21 protein-coding genes are annotated in these 23,911 nt (G+C 61.1%); 6 read left to right on the top strand and 15 right to left on the bottom strand.

Features of this window, described 5'->3' with window-relative positions; translation table 11 throughout:
- Positions 1-30: 30 nt before the first annotated feature.
- Positions 31-2,667, bottom strand: a complete 2,637-nt coding sequence (locus HX801_RS11350) for a glucosidase (RefSeq protein WP_177022111.1) — start codon at positions 2,665-2,667, stop codon at positions 31-33.
- Positions 2,627-2,824, bottom strand: a complete 198-nt coding sequence (locus HX801_RS11345) for a hypothetical protein (protein WP_177022110.1) — start codon at positions 2,822-2,824, stop codon at positions 2,627-2,629. Before HX801_RS11345 ends, HX801_RS11350 begins: the two co-directional genes overlap by 41 nt.
- Before the next feature lie 38 nt (positions 2,825-2,862).
- Here HX801_RS11345 and HX801_RS11340 point away from each other — a divergent pair, with 38 nt between their 5' ends.
- The gene (locus HX801_RS11340; RefSeq protein ID WP_177022109.1) at positions 2,863-4,221 is read left to right on the top strand and encodes a VOC family protein; all 1,359 of its coding nucleotides are present in this window, start codon (positions 2,863-2,865) and stop codon (positions 4,219-4,221) included.
- Positions 4,222-4,346: 125 nt separating this feature from the next.
- Here HX801_RS11340 and HX801_RS11335 read toward each other — a convergent pair whose 3' ends face one another.
- Positions 4,347-4,586: a DUF465 domain-containing protein gene (locus tag HX801_RS11335; protein ID WP_003215657.1), complete on the bottom strand. Its 240-nt coding sequence runs from the start codon at positions 4,584-4,586 to the stop codon at positions 4,347-4,349.
- 189 nt (positions 4,587-4,775) lie between these two features.
- Between HX801_RS11335 and tkt the strand changes: the two genes are divergently transcribed.
- On the top strand, positions 4,776-6,836 hold the full coding sequence (tkt, locus tag HX801_RS11330; RefSeq protein ID WP_177022108.1) for a transketolase: 2,061 nt from the start codon (positions 4,776-4,778) through the stop codon (positions 6,834-6,836).
- 61 nt (positions 6,837-6,897) lie between these two features.
- Here the strand turns inward: tkt and HX801_RS11325 are convergent, their stop codons facing one another.
- From HX801_RS11325 to HX801_RS11275, 11 genes are all read right to left on the bottom strand, one after another.
- Entirely contained in the window at positions 6,898-7,659 is a 762-nt protein-coding gene (locus HX801_RS11325; RefSeq protein ID WP_003215653.1) for an SDR family oxidoreductase, read from the bottom strand.
- 43 nt (positions 7,660-7,702) lie between these two features.
- Positions 7,703-8,530, bottom strand: coding sequence for a DMT family transporter (locus HX801_RS11320; protein WP_008434678.1), 828 nt, complete (start codon positions 8,528-8,530; stop codon positions 7,703-7,705).
- 75 nt (positions 8,531-8,605) lie between these two features.
- Positions 8,606-9,511: a transcriptional regulator GcvA gene (gcvA, locus tag HX801_RS11315; RefSeq protein ID WP_087693730.1), complete on the bottom strand. Its 906-nt coding sequence runs from the start codon at positions 9,509-9,511 to the stop codon at positions 8,606-8,608.
- 69 nt (positions 9,512-9,580) lie between these two features.
- Positions 9,581-11,638, bottom strand: a complete 2,058-nt coding sequence (locus tag HX801_RS11310; protein ID WP_177022107.1) for a methyl-accepting chemotaxis protein — start codon at positions 11,636-11,638, stop codon at positions 9,581-9,583.
- Positions 11,639-12,040: 402 nt separating this feature from the next.
- On the bottom strand, positions 12,041-13,198 hold the full coding sequence (gene argE, locus HX801_RS11305; protein WP_003215645.1) for an acetylornithine deacetylase: 1,158 nt from the start codon (positions 13,196-13,198) through the stop codon (positions 12,041-12,043).
- Positions 13,195-13,872, bottom strand: a complete 678-nt coding sequence (locus HX801_RS11300; protein WP_003215644.1) for a DUF1028 domain-containing protein — start codon at positions 13,870-13,872, stop codon at positions 13,195-13,197. Before HX801_RS11300 ends, argE begins: the two co-directional genes overlap by 4 nt.
- A 27-nt stretch (positions 13,873-13,899) precedes the next feature.
- Positions 13,900-14,631 carry a class II aldolase and adducin N-terminal domain-containing protein gene (locus HX801_RS11295; protein WP_177022106.1) on the bottom strand — a complete coding sequence of 244 codons (732 nt, stop codon included), beginning with the start codon at positions 14,629-14,631 and terminating at the stop codon, positions 13,900-13,902.
- Between the two features lie 94 nt (positions 14,632-14,725).
- Positions 14,726-15,559: an ABC transporter substrate-binding protein gene (locus HX801_RS11290; RefSeq protein WP_023658745.1), complete on the bottom strand. Its 834-nt coding sequence runs from the start codon at positions 15,557-15,559 to the stop codon at positions 14,726-14,728.
- Positions 15,560-15,587: 28 nt separating this feature from the next.
- Positions 15,588-16,460, bottom strand: a complete 873-nt coding sequence (locus HX801_RS11285) for a phytanoyl-CoA dioxygenase family protein (protein WP_177022105.1) — start codon at positions 16,458-16,460, stop codon at positions 15,588-15,590.
- Between the two features lie 35 nt (positions 16,461-16,495).
- Positions 16,496-18,013 (bottom strand): amino acid ABC transporter permease/ATP-binding protein, encoded by a 1,518-nt coding sequence (locus HX801_RS11280; RefSeq protein WP_177022104.1) that lies wholly within the window; start codon positions 18,011-18,013, stop codon positions 16,496-16,498.
- Positions 18,014-18,394: 381 nt separating this feature from the next.
- Positions 18,395-19,369 carry a LysR family transcriptional regulator gene (locus HX801_RS11275; RefSeq protein WP_008434694.1) on the bottom strand — a complete coding sequence of 325 codons (975 nt, stop codon included), beginning with the start codon at positions 19,367-19,369 and terminating at the stop codon, positions 18,395-18,397.
- Positions 19,370-19,586: 217 nt separating this feature from the next.
- Between HX801_RS11275 and HX801_RS11270 the strand changes: the two genes are divergently transcribed.
- The 3 genes from HX801_RS11270 to HX801_RS11260 all read left to right on the top strand — a co-directional run bounded on the left by HX801_RS11270 (position 19,587) and on the right by HX801_RS11260 (position 21,842).
- Positions 19,587-20,021 (top strand): RidA family protein, encoded by a 435-nt coding sequence (locus tag HX801_RS11270; protein WP_003215629.1) that lies wholly within the window; start codon positions 19,587-19,589, stop codon positions 20,019-20,021.
- Positions 20,022-20,038: 17 nt separating this feature from the next.
- Positions 20,039-20,482, top strand: coding sequence for a type II 3-dehydroquinate dehydratase (locus tag HX801_RS11265; protein ID WP_023658744.1), 444 nt, complete (start codon positions 20,039-20,041; stop codon positions 20,480-20,482).
- Positions 20,483-20,591: 109 nt separating this feature from the next.
- Entirely contained in the window at positions 20,592-21,842 is a 1,251-nt protein-coding gene (locus tag HX801_RS11260; RefSeq protein WP_177022103.1) for an NAD(P)/FAD-dependent oxidoreductase, read from the top strand.
- 468 nt (positions 21,843-22,310) lie between these two features.
- Here HX801_RS11260 and HX801_RS11255 read toward each other — a convergent pair whose 3' ends face one another.
- The gene (locus tag HX801_RS11255) at positions 22,311-22,718 is read right to left on the bottom strand and encodes a VOC family protein (RefSeq protein WP_177022123.1); all 408 of its coding nucleotides are present in this window, start codon (positions 22,716-22,718) and stop codon (positions 22,311-22,313) included.
- 215 nt (positions 22,719-22,933) lie between these two features.
- On the opposite strand from HX801_RS11255, the gene HX801_RS11250 reads away from it, so the two are divergent.
- The gene (locus tag HX801_RS11250; RefSeq protein ID WP_008434702.1) at positions 22,934-23,899 is read left to right on the top strand and encodes an amino acid ABC transporter permease; all 966 of its coding nucleotides are present in this window, start codon (positions 22,934-22,936) and stop codon (positions 23,897-23,899) included.
- The last annotated feature ends 12 nt before the right edge of the window (positions 23,900-23,911 follow it).

Genomic DNA, 23,911 nt, shown 5'->3' with positions numbered 1-23,911 from the left:
GCCCGCTCCCACATTTTGATTGTGCTGTTTTCAGGTTTTTGGCTGCAACAACAGCGCCACCAACGCACTCCACCCTGTCTGATGCGAAGCCCCCAACCCCCGCCCGGTCTCGCCATGAAAATACTCATGGAACAACACCAGGTCGCGGCTCGCCGGGTCCGCCTCCAACTGTGTATACCCCACCATCGACGGCCTTGAACCGTTCTCATCCCTCAGAAACAGGCTCGTCAACCGCTGGCTCAGCCCCTGCGCAACCTCCTCCAGCGACGCCAGATACCCACTCCTCGCCGGATACTCCACCGAGAAATTATCCGCGTAGTAGCGGTGAAACTCCCGCAGCGACTCAATCAGCATGTAGTTGACCGGCATCCACAACGGCCCGCGCCAGTTGGAGTTACCGCCGTACAGCCGCGAATCGGACTCCGCCGGCTCATAGCGGGCACACAGGGTATTGCCATTCATCTTCAGCGCCAGCGGTTCCTCGGCGAACGCTTTCGACAGCGACCGCACCCCAAAGGTGGAGAGAAACTCCGACTCATCCAGCATCCGCCGCAGCAAATCCTTGGTCCGCTCCCCCCGCAACAGCGCCAGCAGCAGGCGATTACCCTGCCCCGGCTCGTTCCAGCGCGACACCAGCTTGGCCAGGTCCGGCCGGTGTTTCATAAAACCCAGCAATCGCTCGCGCAACCCCTCCAGCCCTTCGTGCTCGCGCTGCTCCAGCACCAGCACCGCAAACAGCGGCATCAGGCCGACGATGGAGCGCAGGCGCACCGGTTCGCTTTCACCGCCAGGCCGATGCAGCACGTCATAGAAAAACTGGTCCTGCTCATCCCACAAGCCTTCATCGCCATTGTCGACGCGGTTGATCGCCCCGGCGATGTACAGGAAGTGCTCGAAGAATTTCACCGCAATATCCACATACACCACGTTACGCTTGGCCAGCTCCAGGCCGATGCGCATCAGGTCCAGGGCATAGGCGGCCACCCAGGCAGTGCCGTCCGCCTGGTCCAACTGATAACCCGGCGGCAAATCAGCCGAGCGATCAAACAGCGCAATGTTGTCCAGCCCGAGAAACCCACCCTGGAACAGGTTGCGGCCCTCGGCGTCCTTGCGGTTGACCCACCAGGAAAAATTCAGCAGCAGCTTGTGGAAGATCCGCTCCAGGAAATCCATGTCGCCCACGCCATTCAGCGCCTTGTCCTGCTGATACACCCGCCAACTGGCCCAGGCATGCACCGGCGGGTTGGCGTCGTCAAAACGCCACTCGTAGGCCGGCAACTGACCGTTGGGGTGCATGAAGCGGTCTTTCACCAACAGCAACAGTTGCTGCTTGGCATAACCGGGGTCGATCAGGGCAACGGCTACCGCCTGGAACCCCTGGTCCCAGGAGGCATACCACGGATATTCCCAGGTGTCGGGCATCGAGAGAATGTCGAAATTCGACAAGTGCCGCCAATGGGTATTACGGATATGCAAACGCTCGGGCGGCGGCGCGGGCTGGGCCGGGTCGCCGTCGAGCCATTGATTCACGTCGAAGTAATACAGCTGCTTGGACCACAACAACCCCGCCAGAGCCTGGCGCTGCACGTTGCGTGCGTCTTCATCGGCGATGCCCTGCTGCAGCGCCGCATAGAAATCATCAGTCTCCTGACGGCGTTCTTCGAACAGCTTGCGCGCATTGATCCACGGCGCCTCCGCCGGGGCGAAGCGCAGGTACAGGGTTTTGCTTTCCTGGCCCGCCAGTTCCAGGATGAAACGCGCGGCCACTTTCGTGCCCGAATCCCGGCGAATCGCCGATTCCAGGCCCGTAGTCACATAGTCGTTGATCCCGTCCTTGAACGGCCCCGGCGCCGGTTGCCCGTCCAGCCTGGGGTAGTTGGTTTCGTTCTCGCAGAACAGCCATTCCACCCCGTCCTGGCCCCAGGCACTGAGGTGGCGATCGAACAGCTCATGGTGCCGCGCCACCACCTGTTCGCCCTCCAGGCGCAACTCGGGCCTGGGCGCATCGTGGGTCCAACTCCAGTCGTTGCGCGCCCACAGGTGCGGCAACACCTGCAGGCGTGTGGGTTGGTCTGAACGGTTGTGCACGGTAATGCGCATGAACACATCATCGGGCTGGTGCTTGGCGTATTCGACGGTGACATCGCAATAGCGGTTGTCTTCGAAAACCCCGGTATCGAGGATCTCGTATTCGGCATCTCCAAGGCCACGGCGGGCGTTCTCGGTGATCAGGTCATCGTAGGGAAAGGCCGCGTGAGGGTATTTGTAGAGCATGCGCATGTAGGCATGGCTCGGCACGCCATCGACGAAAAAGTACAGTTCCTTGACGTCTTCGCCGTGGTTGCCCTCGGCGTTGTTCAGGCCGAACAGGCGCTCCTTGATGATCGCGTCGCGCTCGTTCCACAGCGCCAGGCCCAGGCACCAGCGCTGGGCCTTGTCGCTGAAGCCCGCCAGGCCATCCTCGCCCCAGCGGTAGGCGCGGCTGCGGGCATGTTCGTGGGGGAAGTAGCGCCAGGCATCGCCGTCGGCGCTGTAGTCTTCGCGCACCGTGCCCCATTGCCGTTCGCTCAGGTAGGGGCCCCAGTCACGCCAGCGTTCGCCGTCAGGTTTGGCCAGGCGCTGGCCTTCAATCGTTTCCAGAATGTTCGTCGCAGGCTGTGCCGTCATCGAGTCTTCCGTCGCGTTCAGAGGTGACGGCCAGTGTAGAGCCCTTCGACGGTGAGATGCACGTGAAGCTGACGTCATCCAGCTCATTCATTTGCAGAATGAAGTCCAGAGGAATCTTCGTTTGCAAGGCGCCGGCAGGCCCAACAAAATCAGGCATCCGTGCTTTTCCTCTCTATAGCCGCCAGGAATTTTTCTATGCCCACCGTCAGCCCTGACGAGATTCGCAAAGGCTTCTCCAAAGCCATGTCCGACATGTACCGCGATGAAGTGCCGCTGTACGGAGCGTTGATGGAACTGGTGGCCGAGACCAATGCCCACGTGCTCGACACCGACGCAGGGCTGGCTCATCAACTGCAACGCACCGGGGAAATCCAGCGCCTGGACAGGGAGCGCCACGGCGCCATCCGCCTGGGCACCGCTGAAGAACTGGCGACCATCAGCCGCCTGTTTGCGGTGATGGGCATGCAGCCGGTGGGCTATTACGACCTCACGCCGGCCGGGGTACCGGTGCACTCCACCGCCTTTCGCGCCGTGCATGAAAGCGCCCTGCAAACCAGCCCGTTCCGGGTGTTCACTTCGCTGCTGCGCCTGGAGCTGATCGAAAACCCGGAACTGCGGGCCTTCGCCCAGTCAGCCCTGGCCAAGCGTTCGATCTTCACCCCACGCGCCCTTGAGTTGATCCAGCAAGCCGAAGCCGACGGCGGCCTCGATGCCGCCCATGCCGAAGAGTTTATCCAGCAAGCCCTGGAAACCTTCCGCTGGCACCACACCGCCACCGTCACGGCCGCGCAATACCAGCAACTGAGCGACCAGCACCGGCTGATCGCCGACGTGGTCGCCTTCAAGGGCCCGCACATCAACCACCTGACACCGCGCACCCTGGACATTGACCAGGTGCAGGCTGCAATGCCCGGCAAAGGCATCACCCCCAAGGCGGTGATCGAAGGCCCGCCCCGCCGCCAGTGCCCGATACTGCTGCGCCAGACCAGCTTCAAGGCCCTGGATGAAGCCATTGCCTTTACCGATGCCAAGGGCAGCCACAGCGCGCGCTTTGGTGAAATCGAACAACGCGGCGTGGCGCTGACCCCCAAGGGCCGCGCGCTGTACGACCAATTGCTGAATGCCGCACGGGATGAATTGGGCGCGTTTCCGAATGAGGCCAATGCCGGGCGCTACACCGAATTGATGGAGCAACACTTCCAGGCGTTCCCCGACAATCACCGCGAGATGCGCGAACAGGAGCTGGCGTACTTCCGCTATTTCGTAACCGAGAAAGGCTTGGCCGCCCAGGACAAGTTTAAAACCCTGGACGAACTGATCGCCGCCGGCCACGTGGACGTGGAGCCGTTGGTGTACGAAGATTTTCTGCCGGTGAGTGCGGCGGGGATTTTCCAGTCGAACCTGGGGGATGCGGCGCAGAGTCACTACGCGGCCAACTCCAACCAGGCCGAGTTTGAAAAGGCCTTGGGTCGCCAGACTATCGACGAGTTGAAGTTGTACGGTGAAACCCAGCAGCGCTCGATTGACGAATGCAAGCGCGCGCTGCTGGCTTGAAAGAGAGAGTTCGCCCGGCCACAGCGCATTCCATGCGCCGTCTAAGAGCCCCAGTGCCGGGCGAACGGTTGGCATGATAGGCAGCGGCGGTGCTGCTGTCTTTCGGGCAATTCTGAACAAATCTTCTACTTGGCCGTCGCTTTCTCCAGTTGCTCGACGATCTTGTCTTTGATCAACAGGCGTTTCTTCTTCAGCTTCTCCAGCTCCTCGTCACCGCCGCTTGAGGACTCAAGCTCCAGCACCTCCTTGTCGGCGCTGTCGTATTGGTGGAGCAGCGAATCCAATCGGTTATCGCTCGCCCTGCGTTCATGAATAGCTTCCTTGCTCAAACCCAGGTCCTGATACAGGTCGTGTTTCACTGGCATGGAGTACCTCCGCAAGTTGATCATTGACTGAATGCCCCTTGAAGCTAGCCCATCCGGCGGGCTCTTGTCATGTTTGAGATCAACCTGTCGCGTTTGCGTCCCCGTTCGTCGCGGGGCAGACGATTTCATAAAACCTTTGGCGCACGCTGCCCTCCACTGTAGATCGTCACCCGATGGAGAACAGGTTCCATGAATCACGCTGCCAACGCTGTCGACACCCAGTGCATCAACACCATTCGTACCCTCGCCATGGACGCTGTGCAAAAGGCCAACTCCGGCCACCCCGGCACGCCCATGGGCCTGGCGCCCGTCGGTTACACCTTGTGGAGCCGCTTCCTGCGTTATCACCCCGAGCACCCCGACTGGCCCAACCGTGACCGTTTCGTATTGTCGGTGGGCCATGCCTCGATGCTGTTGTATTCGCTGTTGCACCTGGCGGGCGTGGTGGAGATTGACGCCCACGGCAAGCGCTCCGGCCAACCGGCCATCAGCCTGGACGACATCAAGCAGTTCCGGCAGATGAGCTCAAAAACCCCCGGCCACCCCGAATACCGCATGACCACCGGCGTGGAAACCACCACCGGCCCCCTCGGCCAGGGGTGCGCCAACAGCGTCGGCATGGCCATGGCCGAGCGTTGGCTGGCCAAGCGTTTCAACCGTGACGACCAGGTGCTGTTCGACTACAACGTCTACACCCTGTGCGGCGACGGCGACATGATGGAAGGCATCAGCAGCGAAGCCGCGTCCATCGCCGGGCACTTGAAGCTGGAGAACCTGTGCTGGATCTACGACAACAACACCATCAGCATCGAAGGCCACACTGAACTGGCCTTCAGCGAAGACGTGATCAAGCGTTTCCAGGCTTATGGCTGGCACACCTTGCACGTCACCGATGCGAACAACCTGCTGGCTTTGAGCGACGCGCTTAGCACCTTCCAGAAAAACACTGGGGCACCGACGCTGATCGTGGTCGACAGCGTGATCGGCTATGGCTCGCCCCACAAGCACAACACCGCATCGGCCCATGGCGAGCCTTTGGGCGAAGAAGAAATCCGCCTGACCAAAGCCGCGTACGGCTGGCCCGAAGACTCAAGCTTCCTGGTGCCGGATGAAGCGCGCACGGTCCTTCGGGATGCGCTGCTCAAGCGCAGCAAGCCGCTGTATGAGCAATGGACTGAGACCCTGTCCCACCTCGAACAGTACGAACCGGAACTGGCCGATGAACTGCGCCGCATGCGTGCCGGCGAGATGCCCGAGCATTGGCAGGAGCAACTGCCGAGCTTCGCCGCGGATGCCAAGGGCGTCGCCAGCCGTGCCGCCGGGGGCGAGGTGTTGAATGCGTTTGCCAAGCAGATCCCGTGGCTGCTGGGGGGCTCGGCCGACTTGTCGCCGTCCACCAAGACCAACCTGACATTCGACGACGCCGGGCGCTTCAGCGCCGAGAACTACGGCGGGCGCAACCTGCACTTCGGCATTCGTGAACATGCCATGGGCGCGATTGCCAACGGCATGGCGCTGTCGTACCTGCGGCCCTACACCTCGACCTTCCTGGTGTTCAGCGACTACATGAAACCGCCGATTCGTCTCGCGGCGATCATGGAACTGCCGGTGGTGTTCGTGTTTACCCATGACTCGATTGGTGTCGGCGAAGACGGCCCCACTCACCAGCCCATCGAACACCTGACCCAGTTGCGGGCGACGCCGGGATTGCTGACCCTGCGCCCGGGCGACGCGAATGAAACCCTGGAAGCCTGGAAGATCGCCCTGGCCCAGACCCATCGGCCAACCTGCGTGGTGCTGTCGCGGCAGAACCTGCCGACCCTGGACCGCACGAAATACGCAGCGGCGACGGGTACATCCCGTGGTGCTTATGTGCTGGCCGGCGCCGATAAGCCCCAGGTGATCCTGATGGCCACCGGCAGTGAAGTCAGCCTGGCCGTGGAAGCCTATGAGCAACTGAAGACTGAAGGCGTGGCGGCGCAAGTGGTGTCGATGCCCAGCTGGGAACTGTTCGAAGAACAGGACCAGGCCTACCGCGACAGCGTGCTGCCACCCGCAGTGAAGGCACGCCTGGTGGTGGAACAGGCCGGCCCGTTGGGTTGGGATCGCTACGTGGGGCAAACCGGGGCCAAAGTGGTGATGAACAGCTTTGGCGCCTCGGCACCGCTGTCCAAGTTGCAGGCCAAGTTCGGCTTTACCCTGGACAATGTGGTGAAGCTGGCGAAGGAGCAAGTCAGGCTCAACAGCTGACCCAGTGCATGCATGCCGGGCGTGGCCTACCGAGGGAAACCTCGGCGCCACGCCCTGCTGCTCATTTCCCGCCGGTGACATCCAGGAACGTACCGGTGATGAAGGACGCCTCGGCTCCTGCCAGCCACAGGATCGCCCGAGCCACTTCTTCAGGCTGGCCGCCGCGGCCCATGGGAATCGAATCCTTTACGCGATCAACCCGCCCTGGCTCCCCGCCACTGGCGTGAATGTCGGTGTAGATATGCCCGGGGCGGATGCAGTTGACGCGTATTCCCTCCCTGGCCACTTCCTTGGCAAACCCGATGGTGAAGGTCTCGAGAGCACCCTTTGATGCGGCGTAGTCGACATATTCGTTGGGGCTGCCCAGCCGGGCGGATGCCGACGAGATATTGATCACGGCACCACCCCGCCCCTGGTGACGAAACGACATGCGCTTCACCGCTTGCTGGGCACACAGCATCGGCCCGATCGCGTTGACCGCGAAAATCCGCTGCATCCGCTCGAACGGCAAGTCTTCGACCCGGGACTGCAATGCGTTGATCCCGGCGTTGTTAACCAGCACATCGATGCGCCCGAACGTCCGATCTATCGCCGCAAATAACTGGACGACCTGCTCCGGGTCTGCGCTGTCCGCGCGTACGGCCAACGCCCGGCGCCCTGCCGCTTCTACATCCGCCACCACCGCGAGGGCGGCAGACTCATCGGAAACGAAGCTGATCGCCACGTCATAACCTTGTGCGGCGGCCAGCCGCGCGGTGGCGGCGCCAACGCCACGACTTCCACCTGTTATCAGAATCAGCGGTGCCTGCGGGACGGTATCCATTGCGCGAACCTTCATGTGGTGGTGGGAAATGCTTTACCTGTCCTCAGCCAATGAGGATGGTGCCGGTGGCGATCACCACGCAAGCCAATACCTTGCGCACCGTCAGTGTCTCGCCCAGGAAGAAATAGCCGATCAGTGCCGCAAACAGCACGCTGGTCTCGCGCAAGGCCGAGACCGCGCCCATGGGCGCACCGGCCATGGCATAGATAATGATTCCGTAGGCCAGGAGCGACACCAGCCCACCGGCGAAGGCCGTGAAAAACCCGGGCCGCAGGCTGAACAGACTTTTCGGGCCCCGCAGGCCGATATACACCGCCGGCATCAACACGCCCCACAAGGCGCACATCCACACCGTGTAGGCCATCGGCGCACCCGACAGGCGCGCGCCGATGCCGTCTGTCACGCTGTAGGCGGCAATGAAACAGCCGGTGCCCAGGGCGTATGGCAGGCTGGGAACGGCGAGCCGGCGCCCCCTGAACGCCAGGGAAATGATGCCGCCCGACACCAGGGCAATGCCCAGAAGCGAGCTGGCCGAGACACTCTCCCCGGCAAACACCGCGGCACCCAGGGTGATCAGCACCGGCGAGGAGCCGCGTGAAATCGGATAGGTCTGCCCCAGGTCTCCGACTTTGTAGCTGCGCACCAGGAACAGGTTGTAGCCCACGTGCAGCACCGCTGACAGCACCACATAAAACCAGCTGGCTGGCGCCGGAGGGTCCAGGAACACCGCAACGCCGCCACTGGCGATAGCGACCGCCAGGCACATCACCGTCATCGACCAGAGTCGGTCGGCGCCGCCACGCAGCAGCGCATTCCAACTGGCGTGCAGTAAGGCAGCGAAGAGGACCAGGAGAATAATGGGATAAGGCATGCGCCCATCCTAAGCAAACCGGCGCCTTAACTGAAGCGAAGTCTGCTCATTGAAGAATGAGCAAATCCTCATGCTTTATTCGTAAGCCAGTCCGGCGTTTACGGCTTCCTGCATCAGCCAATCACGAAAGCTGACGATATGCGGCTGGGACTCGATGCCTTTGGGGCAGACAAAGTAATAAGCGACCGGTGACGGGAACGGCACATCGAACAGCCTCACCAGGCTGCCATCGCTCAGCTCTGACTCCACATGCCCACTGCGCGCCAATGCAATGCCCTGGCCGAGCAAGGCCGCCTCTATCGTCATGTTGGTATCCGCAAACCTGACACTTTCCTTGAGCGGCGCAATCGCGAGCCCGACGTGCTGGAACCAGACTTCCCACTTCGGCACCAGGTCGGCGCCGTCGCGCATCAGCAAGGGATAGCGCAGCAATTCGGCGGGTGTGTGTGGCCGGCCAAAGCGTTTCAACAGATCGGGACTGGCCACCGGAAAAATCTGCTCGCGGAACAGGAACTCCGAGTACAGCGCCGGGTAATTCCCGTTGCCCAGGCGGATCGCAACATCAGCCTCCGCACTGGAGAAGTTGATGATCTTGTCGCTGGAGTCCAGGGTGACCAATATTTCAGGGTGCCGTTGGGCCAGGCTCGGCAATCGGGGCAGCAGCCATTTCAGCGCGAAGGAATAGGTGGTACTGACCTTGAGCCGGACCCTGCCCTTTTGCTCGCGCAGGTCCGCGAGTGTCGCCTCAAGGTTCATGAAAAACTCGCGCACGATCGGCGCAAGGGCTGCTCCGGCAGGCGTCAGGCTGAGTGACTTGCCCCGCTGGAACAACTGCAATCCCCAGAGTTCTTCAAGGTGCTTGAGCTGATGGCTGACGGCACTCTGGGTGACATGCAACTCTTCTGAAGCCGAGGTGAAGGTTGCGTGGCGTGTGGCAACCTCAAAGGCGCGCAATGTCGAGGTGGGTGGCAGGTCTCTCATGGCATTGCTTCACCGTTTATGAATAGATGCTCATGATAGAACATCTATCCATTGCGCTGTAGGCCGCCCTCAACCCAGCTGGAACCGCGCCGTGTTGTCGCTCAACGCCCGGCTGCCCTTGCTCAACCTATCCGCCGCCTGGTTCACCGCCCGCGCGCCGTCGAGCAAGCGCCCGGCGGCCTGGTCAACCTGCTGGATATTGCCGCTCACTTCATCCGCCGTCGCTGCCTGTTCCTCAACCGCCGTGGCGATCTGCGCCAGGGTGTCAGTGACGCTCTGCACCGCGCTGGCGATCTCCCCCAGGCGATGGCCCAGGCCCGTGACGGACTCGGCATCGGTCACCGCCTGCTCACAGGCCACGCCCATCAGGGTGACCGCCTGGCTCACCGTCGCGCGCAAACTGTCGACCGTGCCGGCGATCTGCGCCGTGGAGGCCTGGGTCCGTTGCGACAGGCTGCGCACTTCATCGGCCACCACCGCAAAACCCCGCCCCTGTTCACCAGCCCGCGCAGCCTCGATGGCAGCGTTCAGCGCCAGCAGGTTGGTCTGCTCGGCGATACCCCGAATGGTGTCAACCACCGACTGGATCTGCTGGCCCTGCTGGCTGACGCGCTCCAATGCATCGGAGGTGTCGGTCAAGCGCTGGTTGAGTTGCTGGATACTCGCGGTGGTGCGCTGGCTGTCGCGGCTGCTGTCTTCGGCAATCTGCCGGGTTTTCTGCGCGCTGCCGGAGGCCTGCTCGCAGCTCTTGGCGACGCCCATGGAGGTCGCGGCCAACTGTGTGGCGGCCGCTGCAATCTGGCTGATCTGCTGTTGCTGGTCTTCCACTTCGGTCAGCGTGCTGCCCGATTGCGAATTGAGTGTCAGCACCGCAGAGCCCAACTGCTGCGTCTCGTGATTGACCCCCAGCAGACTGGTGCGCAACTGCACCACCGCCACGTTGAGCGCCGTGCTGATGGCCGCCAGTTCATCGCGCCCTTCCACCGCCACTTCAACGCACAGATTACCGTCACGCAGGGATTCGGCCAGGGTGGTGATGCCGCTGGCACTGCGGCGAATCGATGCCTGCAAGCACACGAACAGGTACAGGGCTGCCAGGGCCAGCACGCTGAACGTCACCGCCACCGGGATGAATTGCTTGAGCGAGCTGTCGCGGTAGTAACCCAGGCGCGCGTCCAGCGAGGTCAGCGACTGTTTACGCAACGCGCCGAGGGTACCGAGCATGCCATCCACACTGCGTTCGAAGCCGGTGGTATCGAGCTTGATGGTGCCGCCGAACACGCCTTCGTCCAGGGTCTTCAGCTCGTTGTCCAGCAATTGCAAGCTGTCGTCGTATTGCGCGATCCAGGTTTGCAGCCCCGGGTATTGCTTGGCCTTGAGGGATGCGGCGGCCTTGACCAACTGGTCCCTTGCGTCGCCGATGCGACCGCGCAAATCACGCATCTGCAAACGGCTTTGCAGGGTGAACTGCCCCGATGCGATGGATGACTGCCCGACGCTCGCCATACGCCCGATACGCTCGATCAGGTCGGGGGTTTGCTGGGTGGAAATCTGCATCAGCAAATAGGTTTCAAGCCACGGATCGAGGATCAACCCGGTGTCCATAGTGATCTGTTCGCGCAGGGTTTGCATCGCGCTCAGCGCAGACGTGAAGCGGTCATAACCATCCGGCCACCAGCCCACGGTGCGCAGGGATTGGGAATCCATGCCCGTGACCGAGGCTTGCAATGCCTCAAAACGTGCAAGGGTATCCGGGCGGGCGTTCTGGGCTTTGAGGGCCTCGCCCAGGGCCTGCACGCTTTGCAGGATCAGCGGGAAATTGGTATCGACCGCAGTCATGGCCGCCTTGGCCGCGGGTGTCTGGTCGTGGAGGATGTCGGCAGCTTTCCAGCGCGCCGCCAGGTTGCGCTGGGCGGTCAGTTGGGCGTCCAGGGCATCCAGCGCCAGCAGTTCGCGCACCCCGGATTGCTCATTGGAAATCACCGTCAGCTTGGTGCGGTACTCCTGCGCGATCATCCACAGGCTGCCCGCCAGGGGCAGCATGAACAGGAAAAACAGGATCTGGAACTTGCGCGCGAATCCAAAACGTCCGAGCAGGCGGATACCTGGCGACAACACACTTTGCATGTCCGACTACTCCTAGAACCACTCGCCTCAACAGCGAATCAAGCTTTGAAATGATTGACGGCAAAATGCCATGTCATTGATTAAGCTGGCTCTAGCAAGAAACGGACCGCTGTTGTCGGGCCCGCTGGATAGGCGGGACGTCGTGCAAAACACGCTGTGCCGTGCGCGAAAATGGGGCGAAAGCACTCAGCGCAGGTGGCAGAACGGTAACCGTCTGACCAATACCGCAAGCGTAAGGGCAGCCGACAACCTGTGGCGAGGGAGCTTGCTCCCGCTGGGCTGCGAAGCGGCCCCAAAACAGGCACTGGTAGTCCGTCAGGTCGATATCGATTGCAGGGTTTAGGGCTGCTTCGAAGCCCAACGGGAACAAGTTCCTTCGCCACAGGATGGGTGCTTGCTGAATCAGGATTGCCGACTGGCAAACACCAACACTTTCTCCAGCATCCGGTCACAGGCCTCAAGCTGCGCAACGCTGATGAACTCGTCAGGCTTGTGCCCCTGGTCCATGCTGCCCGGTCCACATACCACGGTGGGAATGCCCGCCTGATCAAACAGCCCGCCTTCGCTGCCGAACGCCACTGTGCCGTATGCCTGAGAGCCACAGAAGTCGGCAACCCATTCAGCCGCCTGGCTCTGCGCTGATGTCGACAACCCTGGGTAACTCGACAGCTCACTGAAGTGGATTGCACACTGCCCGCTCACCGCCTGCATCGCGGGCAATAAGGTGTGCTCGGCGTAACCCCGCAGTTGGTCCGCGACGTGCCAGAGATTCTGTGCGGGCAGTGAGCGCACTTCGAAGTCGAAGCTGCAGTTTTGCGGGACGATATTCAGGGCGTTGCCACCGGCAATCATGCCGGTTTGCACGGTGGAGAACGGCGGATCAAAACTCCCGTCGTGATGTTGCGGCGCCTTGAGTTCTTCACCGAGCCGGCCCAGTTCGATGATCAACAGCGCGGCATATTCGATGGCGTTCACACCCGACGGCGCATACGCCGAATGGCACGCCGCGCCATGTACCTCGCAACGCATCGCCAGCTTGCCCTTGTGGCCCAGCACCGGCTTGAGTTCGGTCGGTTCGCCGATCACGCACAGTAACGGCTTGACGGTTTTTGCATGGAACGCTTCGATCAGCGACCCCACGCCCAGGCAGCCCACCTCTTCATCGTAAGACAGCGCGATATGCACCGGCATGCGCAGCGGTGCCTGTACCAGCGCCGGTACGCTGGCCAGCACGCAGGCGAGGTAGCCCTTCATGTCGGCGGTGCCACGCCCGTACAGCTTGCCATCCTTCTCGGTCAGTTCAAACGGCGCAACGCTCCAGCACTGACCGTCTACAGGTACTACGTCGGTATGGCCCGAAAGCACGATACCGGGCACCTCCGCCGGACCTATGGTGGCCAACAGATTGGCTTTGCTCTTTTGCTCGTTGAACAACAATTCACAGCTCACGCCATGGTGCTGCAAGTAGTTGCGCACGAAGTCGATCAGGGCGAGGTTGGATTCGCGGCTGGTGGTGTCAAAGCTGACCAGGTGCGCCAGCAGGTCACGGCTGCGGCTCATCGGTCATCTCCCGGCACCGCGTAGCCAGGGGCGCTTTGCGGGTTGATGGCGCGGTCGATATAGTCCTGCATTTGCCCGCGATAGGCCTGCCAGAGTTGGTCCAGGGTGCCGATCGGATCCACGTCGGCCCAGTCCACCCGCAGGTTGACGATGGGCCACAGGTAGTCACCGACCACCACCAGCGCGGCAGAATGTACTGGCCCCGCCTCGCCGCCTCCCGCCGCCCCCGCCTGCATGGAGGCGAGCAACCGGTCGGCGAGATGCCCGGGCGTATCTTCGAAGGCGCGCACCATGGCTTCGATCACACCGGTATTCGCCAGCATGTTCCCTGCCGCCACGCATTGCTCGCCGCTGACCGCGTGGTGGATGCCCAGGGTCTGCGCGCCGCTGAAGTGTGCGGTTCGGCCAGTGCTATCGATCACTGTCACCTGGCGATATTCGCTACGGCTCTGCGGGGTGAGCGCGGTGGCCAGCGCCTCGCTCGGGGCCATGCCCTGGGCCAAAAGGTCCAGGGTTTGCGGGCCGAGGGCCGGCAACGTGATGTTCTGCGACGCCACCGCGCCCACGCCGGGGCGCAGCCACGGGCAACGGGCGCCCACGGCAATGCTCGACGAGCTGATAGCGATACCCAACTGGCCGGTTTCGGCACAGCGGGCGACAACCGAAAAGGTCATGGGAGTTCCTGCCTGTGAGGGGTGAAATCAGTCGAGCAACGAAGGGTCGGCGTCGATCATCAACTGCTTCATTTCTTCAAAATGCCGTTGCGAGAAATCCGTGATGCCTTCCCATCCCCGCGCGGTCTTTTCAGCCACTTCGTCAGACAGTATCCGCAGCGGCTGGCCGGTGGACCACGCCGTGACGAGGATCTGGCAGGCGCGCTCCAGGGTCCAGATATCATCGAATGCCTCGCCGATGGAGGTGGCTGTGACCATCACCCCATGGTTGCCCATCAACAAGCGGCTCTTGCCATCCAGCAAACCGGCGAGGCGCTCGCCCTCGGCCTCGGTGTCGGCCATGCCACCGTACAGCTCGTCCACCGCCAAGCGATTGAAATAGCGCGCGGTGTTCTGGTCGATCGCAGGGATATGCGGCTTGGCCAGGCAGGCTACCGCCGTGGTGTACACCGGGTGCAGGTGCAGCACGGCGCGGGTTTGCGGCAACAGCCGGTGAATCTGCCCGTGGATCGACCAGGCGGTAGCGTCTACCTCCGGATGATCGGCACCGCCGGCGTCGTCGGCATCCAACAGCAGCATGTCACTGGCGCGGATACGCGAGAAGTGCTTCCACTTCGGGTTGAGCAGGAACTGTTTGCCGTCGGCCGACACCGCCGCGCTGAAATGGTTGGCCACTGCCTCATGCATGCCAAGGTGCGCAACGATGCGGAAAGTTGCCGCCAGGTCGATGCGGGTTTGCTCTTCAAGTGATAACGCCATGTAGCTTTCTCCGCAGGACAAGTACCCCATAATCTGTAGTGAGCAAGCTCGCTCGCCACAGGTATGGCGTGTTCCTTAAGTGAACAGTTTCCGGTCAGGACTTCGGCATCAGCTCGGCGATGTCGGCATCGGTAGGCGCCTGGAAGTTGTATTTCTTGAGCAAGGCGGCGTATTCAGGGGTGGCGCTGAACTTCTTGATGCCTTCGATCAAGGCGTTCTTGACCTCGTCATTGCCCTTCTTCACACCAAAGCCGTTCAACACCGGGTAGATCAAGGTATCGGAAGAAATCACCACGCGCCCGCCGAGTTTTTCCACTGCGCCACGGGCCACGGCCGCATCGGTGATCTGCGCTTCAACAGCATGAGCCAGCAAGGCCTGGGTGGTTTGCGGGTCGGTACTGTACTCGCTGATCGCGATCGGCTTCAGCCCTTTCTTCACACAGTACTCATCCGACAGCTTGTGCATCTGCGCCAGCCAGGAGGTGGCGCCCATCGAGCCGATCTTGTGGCCGCAGAACTCTTCAGGGGTCTTGGGCTGGAAGTCGCTGCCCTTGAGCGTCAGGATCGACTCACCGCTTTTCAGGTAGGGAATCATATCGATGACTTTCACCCGTTCGGCGGTGATGTACATCGAAGAGTTGGTCACGTCGAATCGCCCCGCCTGCAGGCCGGTGATCAGGTTGGGAAAGCGCGTGTCGAGGGTCTCGACGGTGCGCCCCATCGTCTTGGCCAGGCCATCCATGAATTCGATATCAAAGCCGGCGGGCTTGTTGTTATCCATGTATTCATAGGGAAAGAAGGTCACATCGGAACCTGCGACGATTTTCCCGTCTTTCTGGAAAGCCGAAGCCGCCAACGACGTCATTGCAACCGCAGCGCCCAGCAGGCACACGGCAATAGGGCGAGCAATCATCTGAAACGCTGTCATGGTAATACCCTGCAAGGTGAGAAGAAGGTTAGGCAGTGACTGAATCCTGGCCGGCCTGTTGCACAAAGAAAGAGGCGCCACGGGGCTTCTGCGGCAAGCGCAGGTGGTTTTCCGTGGAACGCACCAGCCCACTTTCTTCACCGGCCACTATCAGGCCGGCGTGCGCGCTGGGCAGCGGGTTTTCGCCGAATGGAAGCGCGTCTTCAGCGGCGTAGACGCTGATGAACAGGGTGCGCGGCAGTTCGGTCTCGTTAGGGCTTGAAGCGTGCAAAAGACGGGTGTGCATGAAGCACACGGAACCGGCCGGGCCATAACAGGCGACCGGGTCGTGGCACAGGTCGTCGACCACCGTGTCGTCCACCGAACCGGTGAAACGCTGGTCGTGCCAGTGGGACCACAACAGGCCTTTGTGGCTGCCGGGAATCACATTCAACGGGCCATTCTGCGGTGTGACTTCACTGACCATCAGCAAGGCCGTGACGATGTCGTCATTGCTGTGGGGCGTGAACAGGAAGTCCTGGTGCCACTTCACCTGCGTGGCGGTGTGGGGCAGTTTCGAGTTGATCTTGCTGTGATGAAAACGCGTGCCGCCGCCCCCGATCAGTTGCGCGGAGATCGCTGCCATCCGCGAATGCAACGCCACACGCTGGTATGCCGGCGAAATTTCGGTGGGCGAACTCACTCGGCGCAGCGAGGGATGATCCGGGCGATGGTCGCCTTCCAGGTCGAAACGCGCACGGCCATCTGCCGTTTCACCCCAGCCCTGTTCGTGGCTGCGGCTGTCTTCTACCCACTGGTCGAAGTCGTGCTGCAACGCGGCGACTTCTTCAGCCGACAGCACGTCTTGCACCACCAGAAAACCGTCCCGGTGAAACTGTTCAATTTGCGCTTGCTCGATCATGTTGTGGCTCTCTTGTCGCTCGAACGTTAAAGGGGTTACGCCAGCGAGACGTCCTTGAGGAACGCCTCCACACGTGGGTTTTCGCCGCTGCGCAGCGCCTGCGGCGTGTCGTCGCACACCACACGGCCTCTCTCCATGAACACGATCCGGTCGGAGACCTTGAACGCGAAATTCATCTCATGGGTGACGATCACCATGGTGATGCCTTCCTGGGCCAGGGCCTCGATGACCTGCAGGACTTCGTTGACTTTTTCCGGGTCCAGGGCCGAGGTGGGCTCGTCAAACAGCATGATTTGCGGGCGCATCATCAGGGCGCGGGCGATGGCCACGCGCTGCTGTTGGCCACCGGAAAGCTGATGCGGGTACTTCCAGGCGTGATCGAGCATGCCGACCTTGTGCAGCAGCGCGTAGGCTTGTTGCTTCAGCTCATCCAGCTTGCCGAGGTGGTGGTACTTCGGCGCCATCAGCAAGTTGTCGAGCACGCTCAGATGCGGGAATAGATTGAAGCTCTGGAACACCATGCCGATGTTCAGGCGATGCTCGGCGTGCTCGACATACTGCGGCTTCTGCGCGCCGACTTTGTTCAGGTGAATAAAGGGTTGGCCGTTGATCTGGATCTCGCCGTTGTCCAGTTGCTCAAGACCGTTGAGCAGGCGAATCAGGGTGGTTTTTCCGGAGCCCGAAGGCCCGATCACCGACACTACTTCGCCGGGCTGGATCTGCAGGTTGACCGAGCCCAGTACCTCTACATCGTTGTAGGCCTTGTGCAGCAGGCTGGCCTGCAGCGCCGGGCCTTCGGTACTGACAGGGCGTTGCAGGGCGACGTGCTGTCGGGTCGCCAGCGCCAGCACCTCGGCATCAGGTACCCGGGACACGTTGCGTTGATTGACGTCGAGAAAACGCTCGAGCCGTTTGAGCAGGAAGTCGAACACCGTGACGATGAACACGTAGAAAAAAGCCACCGCCGCCATCGTCTCGATCACCAGGAAATTCTGCGAATACAGGCGCTGGCCGACCATCAGGATCTCGGTCAGCGAAATCACCGACACCAACGAGGTCAGCTTGACGATGGAGATGTATTCGTTGGCCAGCGACGGCAGCGCCACCCGCAATGCCTGCGGGATCACCACCCGCCACTGGATCCCGAAAAACTTCAGCCCCAGTGCCCGGGCGGCCTCGCTCTGACCTTTGGGAATCGACAGCAGGCCGCCCCGGTGAATCTCAGCGACATAGGCGGTTTCGCAGATCACCAGCGCCAGCAGGCCGGCCCAGAACGGGTCCGCCAGAATCACCGACGTGGCGGGAATCGCCTGTGGCAGGTTGTAGATGAAGATCAGCAGCACCAGCAGCGGCAGGCTGCGGAACAACCAGATATAGCCACGCGCCGGCAGGCTAATCAGCGCTTGCTTTGACTGCTTGGCCAGGGCCAGCAGGAAGCCCAGCGCGATACTCAGGACCCATGTCAACGAACTGAGCTGGATGACCGTCCATGTCGCCCGCCAGAACTCGGCATCGGCCAGCAAACCAAACATGTAATTCCAGTTGAAAGTCATCGTCACTGTGCTCGACAAAAAAAATGAAAATGCCCACCGAATGCTCAACGTGAAGGTCGAACCCTGATCTGCACCGATGGATTGAGATTCGTGGGGAGAGGCCCTTGGGGTCAATTCGTAAAAGCCGGCCTATTGGGTAGGGAGAACCTACGCAGCGTCACCGTTCCCTGGGTGACGACTGGACTGGTAAAACAGCCTGTCTCTTAATGGGGCGACACCTCGCCCATCAGGCAATCAGCGCCACATCTTGGTGCGAAGCAAACGCGATCCCCTGTGGGAGCTGGCTTGCCTGCGATAGCATCGCCCCGGTGTACCTGGAAGACCGAGGTGCCTGCATCGCAGGCAAGCCAGCTCCCACAGAAAAGCAGGAAAGCACGCGGCTCAGCCCGCGCCGTTCAGGGTGCGCACCGCATGGGCATCAAAAAAGCTCGGGGCCGCCATGCCCGGGATGTACTGGTCTGAAACGAACATGCGGCAACGCTCGGCAAACGCCGACACCACGCGGGACAATTGGGTATTGCTCGCCGTGGCATAGCCCAGCTGCATGGGCCGGTGCGGGCCGGACAAGCGCAGGCGGATCAAGCGCTTGCCGTCCTGGGAAAGATTGGCTTTGGGCCGGGCATTCGCGAAGGAATAGCCGATGCCATTGGCAACCATCGAGCGCACGGTTTCAAGGTTGCTGGAGCGCATGATGATGTTCGGTGTGGTACCGGCCTGCATAAAGAAGCTGAGGAAATATTCCCGACTCCAGGGCGTGTCCAGCAGCACCACCGGGTAATCCTCAAGGTCGAGCATGCTCACCGCCGACAGGCTTGCGAGCGGGTGGTACTCACCCACCATCACATACGGCGGTAATTGCGCCAGCGGCTGGAAGTCGATGTCGTCACTGGTCACCAGGTCGTAGGTCAGGGCGATATCGATCTCGGCGCTGCGCAGTTTTTCCAGCATTTCCTCGTGGTTGCCCTCCACTTGCGTGAGGCGTACACCTGGAAACGCGCGGCCAAAACCAAACACCAGCTCAGGGGTGATCATCGGCGCCAGCCACTCCAGGCAACCCACCCGCAGCGGTCCGCGCACGGTGTTCAGCGACTCGGAAGCGATGGTGTAGAGGTTGGTCATCTGCTCCAGGATCAGCTTGGCCTCCTGCATCACCTGGCGCCCCACTGCCGTGAGGGAAATGCCCTGGGCGTGATGCCGCACAAACAGCTGGATGCCCAACTCGGCCTCCATGTGGGTGATCGCAGCCGAGATAGACGGCGACGACACATGAATGCGCTCAGACGCCGCACTGATGCTGCCTGCCTCACCGGAAGCCACGAAATATTCCAGTTGGCGCTGGGTAATACGACTGAGCATCACGCCTCCACATCATCAATAAGCTGACGCCAAGCCGGCGCCGCCTGCCTCAAACACAGCGTTGCATGGTTCATGCCGATTGCTGTTTTAGCCCGACGCTGACGCCGGCGGATGGCGCTTCGGTTTTGCCTAAGCATTACCTCGCGCAAATGCTGGTTTCGCGCGGGCGAGGCCAATGTGAAGCTGGATTTATTCCGCGCCTCATGAGTTGCCAGCAATGCCCACCCATACCCGTATCCGCATGTTCAACACCAAGCAGACCTACCCCAACCAGGCGCTGGACAACGACCTGTGCCAGGCCGTGCGCGCCGGCAATACCATTTATGTACGTGGCCAGATCGGCACGGACTTCGACGGCAACCTGATCGGCCTCGGCGACCCGCGCGCGCAAGCCGAACAGGCAATGAAAAACGTCAAGCAACTGCTGGAGGAAGCCGGTTCCGATTTGTCGCACATCGTGAAGACCACCACCTACCTGATCGACCCGCGCTACCGCGAACCGGTGTACCAGGAGGTCGGCAAATGGCTCAAGGGCGTGTTCCCGATCTCCACCGGCCTGGTGATTTCGGGTCTGGGCCAGCCGGAGTGGTTGATGGAGATCGATGTGATTGCGGTGGTGCCGGATGACTGGAACCCCAACCAGCAACCATGAGCCACCTGGAGCTTGCCATGCCCCGCACTGTGTATTTCCTCAACGGCCCCAACGCCAACCTGTACGGTCTGGACAAGAACGGCACCTACGGCAGCGAAAGCTTCGCCAGCATCGAAGCGTGCTGCCAGCGCCACGCTATCGAACTGGGCCTGACCCTGGATTTTCGCCAGAGCAACCATGAAGGGGTGCTGGTGGACTGGATTCAGGAGGCCCGGCTCAACGCCGACGCGGTGATCATCAACGCCGCCGGCCTGACCTACAGCTCGGTGCCGATTCTCGATGCGCTGCTGGCGTTCGACGGCCCGATCATCGAAGCGCACATGAGCAACATCTGGAAGCGCGAGGCTTTCCGTCATCACTCCTATGTGTCCAAAGCCGCCACCGGCGTGATCGCAGGCCTCGGCGCGCTGGGCTACCGCCTGGCCCTGACGGCGGTGGCCGAGCTGCTGGAGGCCGATTGAAGGGCTTTGGTTTTGCCTAACCTCTACGTTCAAAAAGCATAATTTCCGGCTGGCGGTTGCTTGATCACACTGATACCGGTCGATGGTCGCTTATCTTTAGGAAGCTCACATGTCAGTTGAAAAGATCAACACCCTGGTGGTGGGCGCAGGCCAGGCGGGGGTCGCCATGAGCGAGCATCTGTCACTCATGGGCGTGCCGCACATCGTGCTGGAGCGTAACCGCATCGCCGAGCGCTGGCGGTCCGAGCGCTGGGACTCGCTGGTCGCCAACGGCCCGGCCTGGCACGACCGTTTTCCCGGCATGAAATTCGAAGGCATTTCCCCCGAGAGCTTCCCGCCGAAAGAGCGCATGGCGGCCTACTTTGAAGAGTACGTGAACATGCTGAAGGCTCCGGTGCGCACCGGGGTTGAAGTGCAGCAAGTGGAACGCCACGTGGGTCGCCCCGGGTTCAAGGTGACCACCTCGGCGGGTGTGATCGAAGCCACCAACGTTGTTGCGGCGACAGGCCCGTTTCAACGTCCGTCCATTCCGAATCTGGTGCCCGCACACGCCACGGTTCAACAGCTGCACTCCTCGGCCTACAAGAATCCCGGCCAGTTGGCCGAGGGTGCTGTGTTGGTGGTGGGCGCTGGCGCATCGGGTTCACAAATTGCCGAGGAACTGCAAAAGGCCGGCAAGACCGTGTACCTCTCGGTGGGCGAACACTATCGCCCTCCTCGCTCGTATCGTGGCCGTGATTACTGCTGGTGGCTGGGCGCGCTGGGCTTGTGGGACGAGGTCAAAATCCAGCCGAAGAAGAAGCATGTGGCGTTTGCCGTCAGTGGCTATGAAGGCGGCAAGACCGTCGACTTCCGCCGCCTGGCGCACATGGGCATTACGCTGGTGGGTGTTACTCGGTCGTGGAATGAAGGCGTGATGGAGTTTGAGCCCGGCCTGGCGGCTAACGTGGCTGAAGGTGACCGTGCCTACTTTGATGTACTGCGGGATGCCGACGCCTATATCGAGCAGAACGGCCTGCCGTTTGCGCCGGAGCCTGAGGCGTGGGAATTGTTGGCTGACCCGGAGTGCCTGGTGAATCCGATCCTGAGCCTGGATTTGGCTGAGGCCGGTGTGACCACGATTCTGTGGGCCACGGGTTTCAGTTTTGATTTCAGTTGGTTGAAAGTGAATGCGTTCGACGAGAAAGGTGAGCCTTTCCATAAGCGCGGGATTTCGGCGGAAAGCGGGATTTACTTTTTGGGTTTGCCGAACCTGGTGAACCGCGCGTCTTCGTTTATCTACGGGGTTTGGCATGATGCGAAGTACGTGGCCGACCATATTGTCTTGCAGAATGAGTACATGGCCTATAGCAAGCCGTGAGGTGCCTTGCTCCATTGCCTACAGTTGCGTCAGAATCCGCCGGCTTGTGCGCTTGGGGATGGGGCTCTAAGGTTGCTCGGTCGCTGAAACCTCAGTGATCGGGTTTAGTAGCCCGAAGTATTCTAGGCAATGTGCATAAGCATCATCTGTCAGACGTCTTTGTCTGTGTTTAATGGTGGCTGTGTGCAGGGCGCCCTCGGGCGCGCCGGTTTTGTCTGGAATATCCGCTCTACTAACCTGCACACAGCTGCCACCTTTCGTTTAGTAGCGATAAGGCGGGGACCAAAATGGAGCATCCAGACAATGTTCAAGGTTACCCCTAATCCTACGGGAACTTCCGATCCAAAACTCCACCAGGCCGCCCAGCGCGCCATGGATCACTACCTCAATCCCAGTTCCAAACCCGCCCCAACGCCCTCAGCCCTGTTCAGCGTTCCCAGCCTCAGCTTTTACTCGTTCAACTCACCCTCACCGAGGGTAATTTGCTTGTGGATCATGGCAGCACACGCACAGCTTGTTGCCATCAGTATCTCGAAAATACGCGCCGTAATAATCGGGGTGGTAGTGAGGCCTTAATCCAGGCTCTCCTTCACATATCCCGCCGAGCGCCAACGCCGCTGTATAACTTCTTCTAACCGCTTCCCGACTGGGTGCAAGTAGCCCCACCATCTGCCCATTCCCAGGTGCACTCGGTTTGCCATCAAATGGCGCCCCAATGACGAAGATCGGGCGAGGTGCGGTTTCAGCCACCCAACCGGCCCACGGTTTATCCGCATCGCAAAATTTCAACCTGAGGCCCAACTCAGCCATCACCTTCGAATAGAAAGCAAAAGCCCGATCAAAATCACCTGTACCTAAAAACACATGGGAAATCATGGTGGCTACCTTGGGGCGATGAATGCCCATGAGTCTGGCGCGAAATGATTGCTGGCGAAAGCCTGATGACTCCGCCCGGCATATGTACGGCTTCCCTCCCCTCATACGCTCATAAAAACCGCAAATCCCAACATTGCGCAGGGTGCCGCCCGGCATTTCGTCAACCCATAATGGGCTTACAACAATAAAGGGGCTCACCCCGGGGCGCGTAAGCCATGTACAGAGACCATATCGTCAAGACCCGCATGACGGACAGCGCGGTATTCATGGGCGCGGTGGCCGTGGTGATTTTCATCATCACGCTCGCCTGCGGCGTCGGTGAAGGCCGCCTCTCCCACTTGATGGGCCCCATCGTTCTCGACCTGAAGGCACCACTGGCACGAGATATTGCAGTGGGCGGCACGTTCACCCTGACGGTGGTGCTGAACCTGTTCATCCTTGGCCGCTTTCCCTTGCGCGCGCAGATCATCACGGTCTGGTGCGAGTTGCTGGTGCTGTTCCTGTTGTTCTTCGACACCTTCAACCTTTCCTACAGTTTCATCGCGACCAAAATCGGCTTCATGATCACCCAGGGGGTGTTCACCACCGTCTACGTGTCGGCGATTTCGATTGCGATTGCGTTCGTCCTGGCGCTGCTGGGCGCCACCGCGCGCTTGTCTTCCAACGGCTTCGCGATTGCGATTGCGAGCTTCTACACCTCGTTTTTCCGCGGCGTTCCGCTGCTGATCCAGATCTATCTGATTTACCTGGGCATCCCTCAACTGGGCTATGTCGTCGGGGCGGTTCCAGCCGGGATCCTGGCGCTCTCGCTGTGTTATGGCGCCTACATGACGGAGATCTTCCGCGCCGGTATCAGCAGCATCTCGCGGGGCCAGTGGGAAGCCTCGCGGGCGATTGGCCTGAACCCGTTCCAGACGATGACCCGGGTGATTCTCCCGCAGTCCATGCGCTTGATCATTCCGCCAACGGGCAACCAGTTCATCTCGATGCTCAAGGACAGTTCGCTGGTGTCGGTGATCGGCGTCTGGGAGCTGATGTTCCTGGCACGAACCCAGGGACGTGCCGAGTTCCGGCACCTGGAAATGCTGATCACCGCCGCCGTGCTGTATTGGCTGCTGTCGATCGTGCTGGAAACCGTCCAGGCCCGCCTGGAAAAGCACTTCAACCGCGCCCATCGCTGAACCAGGAGCATG

Origin of the sequence: Pseudomonas sp. G1002, from assembly GCF_013385455.1 — a bacterium.
Taxonomy (GTDB): domain Bacteria; phylum Pseudomonadota; class Gammaproteobacteria; order Pseudomonadales; family Pseudomonadaceae; genus Aquipseudomonas.
Note: the sequence above shows the minus strand (reverse complement) of the source record. Positions and strands in the feature narration are given on the sequence as shown.